The sequence below is a fragment of the Photobacterium sp. 53610 genome (assembly GCF_036409375.1).
In the GTDB taxonomy this organism is placed as follows: Bacteria; Pseudomonadota; Gammaproteobacteria; order Enterobacterales; family Vibrionaceae; genus Photobacterium.
On the sequence record NZ_JAXOFS010000001.1, the window covers coordinates 539,031 to 552,133 of the forward strand.

A 13,103-nucleotide genomic window follows, 5' to 3' on the forward strand; every position below is an offset into this window, starting at 1 on the left:
AACAATCTGTTTAAGAGTGATTCGCAACGCTTGGCATTTTTGCTATGCGTTGCGTTTTGTGTTTAAGGTGGTATGCGGGAGCTTCGGTATTGCGTTGCTCACACCTTAACAGGGCGTTATAAGCTAGGAAGAAAAATGAATAATCAAGAAAAAATTAGACAGCTAAAGAAGCTTATCGAAAAATCCGAAATGGTAAAAGTCGAAAGCAGTAGTGATCCAGACTTTAAACAATGGAAGAACTTGGTAGAAAGAACATTTATAAAGGTGTTCGGAAAAGAGTCTACTGAGTTTGAGCACTTCGATGCATTGCTATTCCATTATAGAGTGTTCGTAATTACAAGTTCTAGTGACTACTCTTCGGATCATTTACGTTGTTTCCGTCGTGACTTTAAAATGTTGATAGGCTCCATAGAAGAATATATTCAAGAGTTAGAGGAAGAAACCCCTCTATCACTTTCAGAAGAGTTTGTTGAAACTGAGTCAAGTATCAATAAATTATTCATTAGTCACGCTTCAAAAGATGCTGAAGTTGTCGAGGAAATTATTGAGCTGCTTGAAGCAATTGGGGTTGAATCTAATCAAATATTTTGTACCTCGTTTGAAGGGTACGGAATTGAGCTTGGTGAAAATTTTCTCGATGCTATCAAAAATGAGTTGTCATCAGACTCAATGGTTTTGTTTGTTCTATCTAAAAACTTTTACGCTAGCCCAGTCTGCATGTGCGAAATGGGTGCTGCTTGGGTGCTATCGAAAGAGCATATCCCTCTTGTTGTACCACCACTATCATACTCCGACATAAAAGGCGTACTACCACTAACCCAAGGTATGGTCTTGACCGATGCAATGAAACTGAACTCATTTAAAGAAAAAATTGAAAAAACGTTCAATATCACAAATAAGCTTAGTTTTTCAACCTGGGAAAGGAAACGAGACCGAGTTTGTAACCGTTTGGATAAGGTTCTCAGTTAACGTGAGTTCGCTTATAACAAAGCATTTAAGAGTGATTCGCAACGCTTGGCATTTTCGCTTCGCTCAAGTATAGCCAAGCGCCGCTCACACCTTAATGCGGCGTTAGTTGCCAACGAGAAAAAACGTACCTAAAGCAGAATGTTTAGAGTTAAAGTCAGTGTGCTTTTGGTGGGGTTTCGTACTTCAATTTTGAATCGTTCGGGTTTGTGAAAATCGTTCTCAGGTTTCTTTTGTGGTTGAATTTTCTGTTTCAGAAACCGATTTATTTGTTGAAAGTCAGCTCGGTGGCATTGTCTGTCTATAAGAGCTTTTTGGCGTTGTTGGTTCGTTTTCTGCGGCGCTTTGAGTTCCAAGTGGTTTCAGTGACAGTCGCTTTGAAACTACGCTTGATTTTAGTTTTTCAAAATACATAAAAGCATAGTTGGTAAAGCAGTCATTGGCTTCAAATCAAAGCTTTAGGCTTGGCAACTAACAAAGCATTCAAGAGGGATTCACAACGCTTGGCAGTTTTGGTTTGAATTAACTTTAGTGTTTACGGCACAATGGGTTAGTTCGGGTGGAATGCGTTGTTCACCCCTTAATGCGGCGTTATGTACCATTTATTCTAACAATCGTGTATTGGCTATACTCTAGATGAAATTTGATCTGAAGGGGTAGTGTGCATGAACTGGGGCGCAATAGGTGCAGTATTAGGTTTGGTTGGATTTGCATTTGGGGTTGGGAGTTGGGTAACCAACTCTGAACATAGTTATGCTGGCTTAAAAGAAAGAGTAGAGGTGTTAGAAAGCTCGCAAGAACAAAATAGTGAAGAGTTCAGGCTTCCTCAAGGGGCTGTAGTGGCTTTCTATTCCCGTGAATGTCCAAAAGGTTGGCAAGACTATAAAGAACTATCAGGGCGCGTAATTGTTGGTGTTGGTAAAGGAAGTGGACTTGAACAGAGATCTTTAGGAGATGTTGGCGGTGAGGAGTCACACACATTGACTGTGAATGAATTACCTCCCCATGCACATAAAGCTGATCGTGTACCTTGGGGGCAATTGAATTGGAAAGGGGGAGATAGTGACCCGTTTTGGGATAGAAATGGTGGCAAATATCAGAAATATGACACCGATTCGACAGGAAATGGAAAGCCTCACAATAATATGCAACCTTATTTAGCACTTCTTTATTGCCGTAAGTTATAGCGATACTGTAATTGATACATAACAAAACGTTCAAGAGCGATTCGTAACGCGTGGCAGTTTTGCTTTGCGTTGAGTAAAGTGTTTAAAGCGCAATGCGGAAACTTCTGTGTTGCGTTACTCACGCCTTAACGTGGCGTTATCTGTAATCATGAACGGAGAGATCGTGAAAAATAGAAGCTGGAAATTGGAAGATGCTCAGAAGATTGCAGACGAGTTTCCGTATACCTTTTATAAACCATCAAGTGAAGTTGTGTCACAGTTGCAAGTTGGGAATCAGGCTAAGTTGATATTTGAGTTTGAATCTGATGATCCCGAAGCTCCTAAAGCAGAAAGAATGTGGGTAGAAATTACCGATGTTAAGGATGGGGTGTTCTCAGGTTACTTAGACAATGACCCGGCATATATAAAGGATCTCAAACATAAAGATCTAATTGAATTTACTGAATGCCATATCATTGATACAGACCTAGATGATCCAGTTCCTTCAATAACCGAGAAATACATCAAGCGTTGCTTCGTAACGAACAATATCTTTTATGAAGGGAGACCAGTTGGTTACCTATATCGTGAAGAACCAGATTACGATGATGATAGTGGTTGGAGGTTTACCGCTGGCGACGAGACAGATGAGTACATGGATGATTCAGATAACACATCGTATGTTTCGTTAGGTGCGGTGCTTCGTGAAGATGACAGTATTCTTGCTTTACTAGACCGAGAGCCGGGAGTTGCTTTCGCAAAAGATGAACACTGCAATTTCGTAGAACTAAATGACTAAAACAGATAACAAAGCCAGCCAGAGGGACAGCCAAACCGCTGCGCGCTTTGTCTGCCCCTGCTGGCGGCGTTATGCCACACAGAGGAAAATATGGATTACAAATCAATTTTAGGTAGGGTTAATGGAATAAGTACACCCATATTCGGTGTCTCTTGGAACCCTGACAACACAGAAAAAGATCAAGTACGTAAGCTGATAATCTATCTTGAAGATAGGCGAGTTCTTTTCTACGAAGAGGACAGAGAGGGTATCAGTTACGCTAGACGCTCTGTAGAAAGTATACGCGAGCGTTTAACGAAGTTTTTAGAAGATTTCGATACTGATAAAGAGCTAATCAAATCGGTTAGAGCGTTTCGAAGCGCATGTAGAGCATTTTGCAATGAGGTAGGTTCAGTCAACATTTCTTTAGAGCCGCAACCAGTTCAGCGTTCTATCCTAAACTCTGAGTTATCTAAGTTACGAAAAGTAGCGGGTAAAACAGTCGGTGCATTGTCAGTTTCTTATGGTCTTGATGTCGAAGATGAATTAGCTGCAATAATACCTTTCAGAGTGGCATAACAAAGCGTTTAAGACAGATTCGCAACGCTTGGCATTTTGGGTTTGATTCGGTTTTAGTGTTTACGGCACAATGGTTTAGGTTAGGCGGTAGCGTTGTTCACCCCTTAACGCAGCGTTATAAAGCTCGAAGAAAAAGGATATTTCGTGGAAATTAGAACAGGTAAACTTGAAGATGTTGCTGATATCACAGATATCTTTAATTTTTATATTGAGCACACAAATGCACGCTTTGAAGAAGTTCCATTTACTCTGGAAAATCGTCAGGAATGGTTTTCTCAGTTCTCTAGCACGACCAAATATCAACTATATGTGGCTATAGAAAACGGCGTATTACTAGGTTTTGCATGTTCCCAACAGTACAGAGCAATTTCAGCTTTTGACGACACCGTAGAAGTTACCGTTTATCTGGCACAAGAAGCTAAGGGGAAAGGTTTAGGTTCTAAACTATATACTCAGTTGTTCTCATCAATTAGTGCTTATGGTGTCCATCGTGTATTGTCGGGTGTTGCATTACCAAACGACGCATCAGTTGCATTACATAAACGGTTTGGTTTCAGAGAGGTCGGTGTTTTCAATGACTATGCAAAGAAACATGGACAGTACATTAGCTCGATGTGGTTAGAAAAAGCATTTAACGTAGAGTCCGCTTTATAACAAACAATTTAAGAGTGATTCGGCACGCGTGGCATTTTTATTATGCGTTGGTTTTAGTGGTTAAGGTGGTATGCGGAAGCATCGGTATTGCGTGCCTCACACCTTAATTGGGCGTTATACGCAAAAAGGAGATAACAATGCGTAAATTCTTAATGGCAATGGGAACTGCTTTCCTTGCTTCTTGTGCTTCAACTTCGCCTAGTAGTAGCGTTACCAGCGTTAATGTCGAGTTGCCTCATAATGTTAAATGGTCGGTTGTGTCGGATCGTGCTGATAACTCTCAATACATAAAAGAGTGGGTGCCGGAAGGTGAAAGCCCAATAACATCCAAATGGATAATCACCGAACAAATGTTAACGCTAGGGTCTAAAACTTCGGCAGAGTCATTTCAAAAGCAAATGTTCTCTCTATCCAAGCAAAGTTGTACGGATGTTTTGTTTAACGGCCCTCAAGAAATTGATGTTAGTGGTCACAAAACATCCGTCGGAAGAATCATGTGCGCGAATCAGCACGGCAACCCATATGGCACCTTTACCGACCAGCGAGTGGTTGTTGATGGAATTACTGCGTATGTTGTTACCAGTGAGCTAAGAATTCCAGCATCAAAAAAAGCAGGTGTTTTAGCGTTTGGCAAAGACCAACTTGAAGAAATGAAAGAGTTTATGGCATTACAGGGTGCTTCTTCAAAGTTTGTTCGTGAGTCTGTAAAAATACAAGTTCAGTGATATTTGCGTATAACAAAGCCATTATGAATGGGACGCAAAAAGCTTGGCTTCGCTCCTTCGTCGCTAATTTTAGCCAAGCTTTTTCGCGCCCCATATGGCTGCGTTATGCGAAATACGAGTTCGGATCATGAGAGAAGCAAAATTACTACTTACAGCTTTTAGCGTATTTATTTTAGGGGGCTGCGACACTATATACGGTGTTTCTCGATACTCCCCAGTTGGCGCTGTAAGGCTTCCTATTGAATGTATGGTAGAGGCGACAAAATTAGTTGCTGGTGTTTCTGATGTAGAGCACCGGACAGAGGAAGGCAGTCGAGAATTAACTTTCGGTGGTGTACAGCAACCAGAAATTATTGATAGGTTTCTCTACACCTACAATGGTTTAAACGGAAATTACTATTTTCGAACCAACTACAAAGGCATAGCTGAGTTTCGGCATACATACATTGATATCAATCGCCGTCCTCTCCAATCTGAAATTGATAAAATCAGACCAGTGATGATTCAGATTGAAAACTCTGTTAGCCAAAACTGCCAAATAGACATATCTACAAAAACTATCGGAAATTGTATGGGAGTTACTTGTGAAGGCGTATAACAAAGCCAAGCACAATCGCCCATACAAAAAGCGCATGGGCTGGACCTCGCTACGCTCGACCGCTGCTTTTGGCGTTATGTGAATTTATGAAGATCGAGAAAGTAGAAAAGTTACCAAGTGATATTGAAACTCTGATAACAGAAAGCGAATCAGAGGGTTTTCGCTTTTTAGTCCGACTTCAAAATGATTTTGCAAGCGGAGTAAATCAGTTTAATAAGTATGGTGAAACCCTTGTTACTGTTAGGGTCGATGGCAAGTTGGTAGCTATTGGTGGTATTAATCGTCAAGACAGTTCCGCACGGTTGCGTCGATTCTATGTAAGTAAGTGCAGTCGTCGTTTGGGTGTTGGGCGCGAGTTGCTCGAATTTCTTGAGAAACACGCGTCTAAGTATTTCACGAAAGTAACCTTATTTACAGATACTCTAAGTGCGAGTCAATTTTACGAAGCGTGTGGTTATTTACCTGTAAATACGCACTATGTTAGTTATGAGAAAACATTCACATAACAAAGCGTTCAAGAGCGATTCCGCAACGCGTGCCAGTTTCGCTTTGCTCACAGTATGGCACGCATCACGTCACGCCTTAACGCGGCGTTAGAGCAAAGGAATCGTGAAGCCCAAAAAAGTAGTACTCGTCACTGACGAAAAATATTCTGAAGCATATGAATATCTTTTGGCTGATCTTTTCAGTAGGGAAATTGTGCTTTTTTGTGCGTTTGGTAAGTATTGTTCTGAGTGGGAGATGGCAATGGATTTATTTATCACAGATCCCACACGTGCAGTCAACGAGCATCACATAACCACAACTAGTCATGAAGATGAATCACTTGAAGAAGTACTAAACTTGGCCAAGGTTTGGTTTATAGAAAATGGCAGCAATGAAGTTGAAATAATAAGGCTCTAACAAAGCGTAGCAACTCGCGTAATTCGTGCGCTGGACAGTTTGTGAGTCGTGGTTTTGCTGCGCAAAAGTAACCCACAAAACCACGACTCACAAATTGCCGTTGTACGCGGCGTTAGGTGTATTATGGAGTAAGCACGATGATTACAATTAGAAATTACAGCGTAGAAGATGCCAAAGCATCATGGGATATTCACTTTTATACAATTCGGAATATTAATATTCGTGACTATTCTCAAGCTCAAGTCGAAGCTTGGGCTCCAGAACGTCTAGATTCGTCAGTCTGGGAAAAACGGATGAAAGGGTTGTCTCCGTTTGTTGCTGAAATAGACGGTGTCATTGTTGGCTACACAGATTTGCAAGCTAGTGGGCTTATAGACCATTTCTTTTGTCACCATGAGTCTCAAGGCAAAGGTGTAGGTAAAGCTTTAATGAATCATGTTTTTAAAGTTGGCAACTCGCGGGGTATAAAACGTTATTTTTCTGAAGTCAGTATTACTGCTCGCCCATTTTACGAACACTTCGGTTTTAAAGTAGTTCAAGCCCAAGAAATGGAAATCCGTGGTCAAAAACTAAGAAACTTTGTTATGGAAAAATACACCTAACAAAGCGTTTAAGGCAGATTCGAAACGCATGGCATTCTCAGTTTAAATTGAGTTTTGTGTTTAAGGTGTAATGGTTTAGGTTAGGTGGTAGCGTTGCTCACAACTTAACGCGGCGTTATGCATATAAGGATAAAAATGGAATATTGCGTAAAAATAGAAAGAATTCCTTATGAAGAGCCATACCATCTGCAACTTTTGTGGGATGTTTCAAATGGTATGCAGAATACAAGGTTTGAACTCTATAATAATGCCTCTGACTTGATGAAAATCGCTAAAGGTCTAGAGGTTTTCCCGCGTCATTCAAAAGACGTTTTTCTGTATGAAATAGGTTCGGAAAGGAAAGAGGATAACTTTGCGCATTATTTTCGTCTGAGGGCATTTATGGTAAGCCCTCGAGGGCAATGTGCTCTTCAAATTAGGTTCTGCAATAATGCTCCCTTACCCTACAAACACATATCAGAGTTTTGTATACAACTTGAACCTAGAGATCTGAATCGGCTGGGCATTTTGTTTAGCGAGTTCTCTAAATTACAAAGTAATTTTCTTGCGTGGGATGCCAAGGGCGATTTTCTAGGTGATAAGTGGGAATATGCATAACAAAGCGTTTAAGGCAGATTCCCAACGCTTGGCATTTCCAGTTCAAAGTTGGGTTTCGTGTTTACGGTGCAATAGTTTAGGTCAGGTGGTAGCGTTGCTCACACCTTAATGCGGCGTTAGGCATCCTGAGGTGCCATGAGTTTGTATTTTAATCTTTTACGTTCCTAAGGAGGAAAAGTGGCTCAAAAAATTTTTGGAGAAAATGGATACCAAAGAGTGTTTTTCTCAATAGCCCAAACTAAAGAGAACGTAAGCGCCCAGTCTCCAATAGAAATAGGTACTGGGGAAATTTATGGATATCTTGTAGACGTAGCACAATGTCCTAATAACTTTATCGGTTTCACTGACAGTGAAGGTACTACAATTCAATTTATGGTTGATGAATTTGATAAGATTTGGCTGGACATCCCTTCGGTTAAGGATCATGGGTCATATGGAAAGTATGTTACCAACGCTGAAATGACTGCATTGGTGGATGGTTTAACTGCCCCTTACAATAAATACGTTAAAGAACTCAACCTTGAATTGTTGAAATGGTAGTTGTATGCCTTACAAACTGTTTAAGAGAGATTCGCAATGCGTGGCATTTTTACTATGTGTTGCGTTTTGTGTTTAAGGTGGTATGCAGAGGCTTCGGTATTGCATTGCTCATCCCTTATCGAAGCGTTCGCAATTTTGGAAATTACATGAATAAACTGATGGTTGTTGTATTCCTTTTCATTTCGTTAAAAGCATTGGCAAATGTAGAAGCGCCAGAAATGAGTGACGAAAATGGGTATGTTGAGCCTTTTAAAATGTTTGAAAACTTGTACTACGTCGGTGATAAGTGGGTATCGTCGTATGCTGTCGACACATCATCCGGGCTGGTCATTATAGACTCTCTTGATTTTCCATATAGCAAGTGGATACCCGCCAACCTTAAAAAGCTGGGATTAGAGGATAAGCCAGTAACCCATATCTTCGTCACTCATGGGCATTCCGACCATGTTGGGGGCGCAGAGTATCTCCAGTCTATGTATGGTTCCAAAGTGATCATGACGAAGAAAGGACTTGAGTTAGCCAGAGAGCAAGCAAATAAAAGTAGTGGCAATAATAAATTCTTGCCCCCAGATGTAAAATCGTTCGCCCAAGACAGCTCCAAGATTGTGGTCGGTGATACTGAGTTCAATTTCTATATTACGCCAGGGCATACAGAGGGCGATCTGTCTATCGACTTTATGGTGAAAGATAATGGTCAGCGTTATCGGGCATTTGTCGTGGGGGGACACGGAGCGAATTTTCAAAAGCCGCACCTCGCAAAGACGTTTTTGGCGAGTATGGCTCGAATCAAGAAGCTGGCTGCTGAAAGCCCATCAGTTACGGTTAATTTATCGAATCATCCACATAAAAATAATTTGTTTGCTAATCGAGATAGAAAAACAAAGGTCGGATCGCCAAACGCATTTATTGATGGAGAAAGTATTTTTCGGTTTGTAGAACAGCAAGAAAAACAAGCCATTGAAAAACTTAAAGAGGTGCCTGATATGAGCGATTCGGACAGTGCTAACAAATCAATACAGCCGACCACTGATACCTCGGATGATTGAAACGTTAAATTACAAGGAAACATATGGGCAGATTTTTTATTTCATTACTCGCACTCTTGGGTGTAGGCACGACCTATGCCTCGGATATTTTGCCGAATGCGGCTCTGAATCAGAAGACAATCCAAGCTCAGATTGAGGCAGGTTCTAACCCGTTGAAGCCACATCCATTCAGTCGCAGCTTACTGCTTCGTTAGTTTACAAACGTAAATTATGAATAAGGGGGCACTATGTCCGAAAAAATCATTCAATCCTCGGTAGTAACTGTTCAGATTGGTGTGGCTCGAGCTGATGGAAAATTGTCCATCACGGATTCAGACGTTACTTTTGTACCGTTTAACCAACAATTGGGATTAGGCCCCTATAGATTCAGCCGGCATGAAATTGCTTCCGTAGTGCAGTGTTTCGGGAAAGGAGGCGGCATCATGCCGGTCACGAGAGATGCAATTCGAATCACTTTATCCAGTGAGCAAGTTTACGAGTTCATCATTGCAGAACCTGAACAATGGGTGAAAGCATTGAGTGAAACAGTCAGCTGAATCAATGACCTGGCGTTAAGAGCTAGAATCATGCAGGCGGTCAGACTTCATGATATTTCAACAGCTTGTCACGAGTCTGCATATAAAGTCGTTCAGTTGAAATGCGAATGAAAACATGACCTGAAAAAGTGACAGGCCAGGAACTACACTCTTTACATGGTCTTGAAATCTTTGGCGGGAGTTGATGTGAGCGTTCGTGGTTTCAACAACAGGCCGAGCCATCTAGAGGGAGGCTAAGTCATGTTTCGTCAGGAGCAATTCATAGAAGACTGTATCAGAGCGATAGCTGAAGGTCGTGAGGCCGTGAATGAGGTTGTATCAGACGCCGTTTCTGATGGTGCCGGGATAATGTCTGAGCTTGGCGAACCTCAGCACGCAGGCCTTTTTCCGCTCTATCGATCACCCAATCTAACCATTATCAACTTTGCCTGGGCGCCATGTATGAGCCTGATGCCACATAATCACCAGATGTTTTCAGTGGTTGGTATCTATTGCGGCAGAGAAGATAACGTTTTTTGGCAGCGAAAAGAGAACACGATTGAAGTCGTGGGTGCAAAATCTCTGGGGGCCGGAGACGTTGCAATCCTGGATAGTTCGGTGATTCATTCAGTCCTGAATCCAATTGGTAAAATGACTTGCGCGCTTCATGTATACGGTGGCGACTTTTTTGAACCTAAGACTCCGAGAAGCGAATGGGATCACGAAACGCTGATGGAGCGGCCTTGGAATGTCGACAGAGTGAAGACGCTTTTTAAAGATGCTGAGGCCAGATTTAATGCGACGAAAACGTCGCAGGGCTAATCAGCATGTGGGGATGAGTCGGGACTCATTGAATCCCGAAATTTCAAGTTTGTGTATCGTCCTCACTCATGGCAAAGCCAGAAAGTCAATTTAAAGTCATATCAGAACATGAATTTTCGGATACAAATTACACTGCGCTTTGTTTACGCCACAGCGTGAACGTTATATGTGCGAATGAAACTGTAAAAGTCGTCTTCAACAGAGAAGGGAATAAATATGGATCAATTGTTGCTCGTCGTTGGGTTATCGATTTTGGGATTACTCGGGACAATTCACTTGATTTATACGTTTTTCACAGAAAAATTTACGCCATTTGATGCATCAGTCACTGAGGCAATGAAAGCGACATCACCACGTTTAACAAAGGAAACGACGGTTTGGAGAGCATGGGTAGGGTTTAATGCCAGTCACAGCTTAGGCGTTATGTTTTTCGCTGCTGTCTATATATCACTCGCGACTTACCATTTTGAGGTCGTGAAAAGTTCACTTTGGTTGTCTGTCTTACCAGTCATCGTTGGCTTTGCTTATTTGATTTTAGCTTACAAATACTGGTTTAAAATCCCTTTCATTGGCGTATTCATGTCGCTCTGTTGTTTCATGTTTTCGGCTTGGCTGATCAATATGTAACTCATTTAAAGTGGACACAGGCAAAACATCGACAACCGCCCCAAAAAGCAATTTTTGATGCCATGATCTCTTTTGCCTGTCAGTTCCGCTAAGAGATGAAATCCATGTCATCGTGATGAGTTATCAGGAAATCAATCATGGATCACAACGGATTCAATCAATTCTGTCGCTCTTTCCCAGCAACAACGTATGTGGTTCAGTGGGGGAATTCCCATGTCTGGAAAGTTGGGGGGAAGGTTTTCGCGATTGGAACTCAGAGCAAAAGCGGCGAGCCTGCATTTACCTTCAAAACCTCGGATTTAAACTTTGAATTCTTGCGGGTGTCAAAGGGGTATATTCCTGCGCCTTACTTTGCCAATCGTGGCATGAAGTGGATTCAACAAGTCGAAACTTCAGGCCCATTGGATGAAGATTTAAAATATTATTTATCAGAGTCTTATCGTATTGTGGTACTCGGTTTGAGTCAGCGAAAACAAAAAGAACTGGGTATACAGAACCTCAACCCTTAACTTTGCTTCTCACAGTGGATACAGAAACTGTGCTGGATTCAATCCATACCATAACAGATTGCGACATGGTGGCCGACAAGGGCTTAGAATCAGACGACCAAAGTGTGAAAAGCCTGATGAAGTGGAGCCCATGTCATTTGTTATGTGGCATTCAACAGACAGATATCGGAGTTAGCGTCATGATTGAAGAAAGAACACTACGCACATCAAGAGTTTTGCCATTTTCGCCGAAAGAAATTTATGGTGCTTTTGCATCGGCTGATTTACTGGCATCGTGGTGGGGCCCCGAAGGCTTTTCTAACACTTTTGAAATTTTTGAATTTACGACGGGCGGACGGTGGAAGTTTGTGATGCACGGCCCTGACGGAAAAAGCTATCTTAATGAAAGTTTCTTCAAGGAGCTTGTACCAGATTCCAGAATCGTCATACATCACGATTGCCCTCCAAACTTCAGGCTGACGATTGAACTCACGCCTGAAAAAGAGGGGACAGATTTAATCTGGGAGCAAGTTTTTGAGGACGCCGAAACAGCACAAGCTGTCAAACAAAGGGCTGGCACAGCAAACGAGCAAAACATTGATCGTTTGATCGCCGCGCTCAGCAAAGCTGCCCATGGCGCATGACAAGCTCACGTATGACAGCCAGATTACCGGTGTGTTTTGTCTGTATATGACAAGGGTGTAATGAGCCGGTGCCCAGAGAATGAGTATGTTTAAGAAACTATTTGCTGAAAAGAAAGGTTCAAAGAAAGTCTTCATTATTCCTTTCCATGTAAAGCCACTTGAAAACTCGATAATGCCTCCAGATTTGTGTGGTGCGTATGTAAGCTGTTATGCAGCTGGTGAAACATATATTGATGCGACGAAGAGTGCGCTTCGAAAACTGGCGGACGATGGTTTACACCCTGAAGAAATTCTTCAGCCAATCCAAGAGATGCAAGTGTCTGATTGGACAGTTCATATAAATGACTTATGGGAAGCATATGTAAGTGACCTGCCTGGTCAAAGCGATTTTGAAAAAAGTATTGCTTCTGGCAAGGTGGTCTATGGGCCATTTGGTTCATACAATTCAGAGTAGCCAATGCAGCATAGACAGCATCACCTTCGAGCTGAACACGTATCCTTGTGTCCCAGCTAGGAGCGTTTTGTGAATATTAAATTAATCTATTCGGTAAGGTTGTTGTGAGTGGACTAAAACATTTAACCTCACTTGGTTACTTTTTAGAAGCATATTTATATCAGCATGCGCTTGATGGAGCTTCTCTGGAAGAGGTTGTTTGTGATTTTGTCAGTTCGGAGACGAAAGAATTAACAACTAACTTGTATATGGAACTTGAAACAGCAGCTCTCTCTAAACCTGGAATAAAAGACCTTATTGAGATGGGGTCTTACTACGGCCCAGGGCCAGAGCAAGATGTTTGTCGTTGGTTAGAATACATCCGAGGATTGATTGCAACGCAACTTCAGTAGTGATGCA

At 41.8% G+C, this 13,103-nt stretch carries 20 protein-coding genes; all 20 read left to right on the top strand.

What is annotated here, in order from left to right:
• Positions 1-135 precede the first annotated feature (135 nt).
• The 20 genes from SPK40_RS02510 to SPK40_RS02605 all read left to right on the top strand — a co-directional run bounded on the left by SPK40_RS02510 (position 136) and on the right by SPK40_RS02605 (position 13,096).
• Complete coding sequence (locus SPK40_RS02510; RefSeq protein ID WP_330959299.1) at positions 136-969, top strand: toll/interleukin-1 receptor domain-containing protein; 834 nt, start codon at positions 136-138, stop codon at positions 967-969.
• 662 nt (positions 970-1,631) lie between these two features.
• Positions 1,632-2,153, top strand: a complete 522-nt coding sequence (locus tag SPK40_RS02515) for a phage baseplate protein (RefSeq protein WP_330959300.1) — start codon at positions 1,632-1,634, stop codon at positions 2,151-2,153.
• 163 nt (positions 2,154-2,316) lie between these two features.
• Positions 2,317-2,931, top strand: a complete 615-nt coding sequence (locus tag SPK40_RS02520; protein ID WP_330959301.1) for an immunity protein Imm33 domain-containing protein — start codon at positions 2,317-2,319, stop codon at positions 2,929-2,931.
• 90 nt (positions 2,932-3,021) lie between these two features.
• Positions 3,022-3,489, top strand: a complete 468-nt coding sequence (locus SPK40_RS02525; RefSeq protein ID WP_330959302.1) for a DUF6650 family protein — start codon at positions 3,022-3,024, stop codon at positions 3,487-3,489.
• A 144-nt stretch (positions 3,490-3,633) separates the two neighbouring features.
• On the top strand, positions 3,634-4,143 hold the full coding sequence (locus SPK40_RS02530; protein WP_330959303.1) for a GNAT family N-acetyltransferase: 510 nt from the start codon (positions 3,634-3,636) through the stop codon (positions 4,141-4,143).
• A 137-nt stretch (positions 4,144-4,280) separates the two neighbouring features.
• Complete coding sequence (locus SPK40_RS02535) at positions 4,281-4,868, top strand: hypothetical protein (RefSeq protein ID WP_248140563.1); 588 nt, start codon at positions 4,281-4,283, stop codon at positions 4,866-4,868.
• Positions 4,869-4,995: 127 nt separating this feature from the next.
• The gene (locus tag SPK40_RS02540; protein WP_330959304.1) at positions 4,996-5,466 is read left to right on the top strand and encodes a hypothetical protein; all 471 of its coding nucleotides are present in this window, start codon (positions 4,996-4,998) and stop codon (positions 5,464-5,466) included.
• 86 nt (positions 5,467-5,552) lie between these two features.
• On the top strand, positions 5,553-5,972 hold the full coding sequence (locus tag SPK40_RS02545) for a GNAT family N-acetyltransferase (RefSeq protein ID WP_330959305.1): 420 nt from the start codon (positions 5,553-5,555) through the stop codon (positions 5,970-5,972).
• Positions 5,973-6,075: 103 nt separating this feature from the next.
• Entirely contained in the window at positions 6,076-6,369 is a 294-nt protein-coding gene (locus tag SPK40_RS02550; protein ID WP_330959306.1) for a DUF7684 family protein, read from the top strand.
• A 137-nt stretch (positions 6,370-6,506) separates the two neighbouring features.
• Positions 6,507-6,971, top strand: coding sequence for a GNAT family N-acetyltransferase (locus SPK40_RS02555; protein ID WP_330959307.1), 465 nt, complete (start codon positions 6,507-6,509; stop codon positions 6,969-6,971).
• A 135-nt stretch (positions 6,972-7,106) separates the two neighbouring features.
• Entirely contained in the window at positions 7,107-7,568 is a 462-nt protein-coding gene (locus SPK40_RS02560; RefSeq protein WP_330959308.1) for a hypothetical protein, read from the top strand.
• Positions 7,569-7,745: 177 nt separating this feature from the next.
• Positions 7,746-8,108 carry a hypothetical protein gene (locus SPK40_RS02565; RefSeq protein WP_330959309.1) on the top strand — a complete coding sequence of 121 codons (363 nt, stop codon included), beginning with the start codon at positions 7,746-7,748 and terminating at the stop codon, positions 8,106-8,108.
• Between the two features lie 146 nt (positions 8,109-8,254).
• Complete coding sequence (locus SPK40_RS02570) at positions 8,255-9,154, top strand: MBL fold metallo-hydrolase (protein ID WP_330959310.1); 900 nt, start codon at positions 8,255-8,257, stop codon at positions 9,152-9,154.
• Between the two features lie 227 nt (positions 9,155-9,381).
• A complete protein-coding gene (locus SPK40_RS02575) occupies positions 9,382-9,690 on the top strand; it encodes a hypothetical protein (protein WP_330959311.1) in 309 nt (102 codons plus the stop codon).
• A 240-nt stretch (positions 9,691-9,930) separates the two neighbouring features.
• Entirely contained in the window at positions 9,931-10,491 is a 561-nt protein-coding gene (locus SPK40_RS02580; protein WP_330959312.1) for a hypothetical protein, read from the top strand.
• 216 nt (positions 10,492-10,707) lie between these two features.
• Positions 10,708-11,118, top strand: coding sequence for an LIC_13387 family protein (locus tag SPK40_RS02585; RefSeq protein ID WP_330959313.1), 411 nt, complete (start codon positions 10,708-10,710; stop codon positions 11,116-11,118).
• Positions 11,119-11,255: 137 nt separating this feature from the next.
• Entirely contained in the window at positions 11,256-11,627 is a 372-nt protein-coding gene (locus tag SPK40_RS02590) for an MmcQ/YjbR family DNA-binding protein (RefSeq protein ID WP_330959314.1), read from the top strand.
• Between the two features lie 65 nt (positions 11,628-11,692).
• Positions 11,693-12,250 carry an SRPBCC domain-containing protein gene (locus SPK40_RS02595; RefSeq protein WP_330959315.1) on the top strand — a complete coding sequence of 186 codons (558 nt, stop codon included), beginning with the start codon at positions 11,693-11,695 and terminating at the stop codon, positions 12,248-12,250.
• An 85-nt stretch (positions 12,251-12,335) separates the two neighbouring features.
• Positions 12,336-12,704, top strand: a complete 369-nt coding sequence (locus SPK40_RS02600; RefSeq protein WP_330959316.1) for a hypothetical protein — start codon at positions 12,336-12,338, stop codon at positions 12,702-12,704.
• A gap of 104 nt (positions 12,705-12,808) precedes the next feature.
• A complete protein-coding gene (locus SPK40_RS02605; RefSeq protein WP_248140546.1) occupies positions 12,809-13,096 on the top strand; it encodes a contact-dependent growth inhibition system immunity protein in 288 nt (95 codons plus the stop codon).
• Positions 13,097-13,103 lie beyond the last annotated feature (7 nt).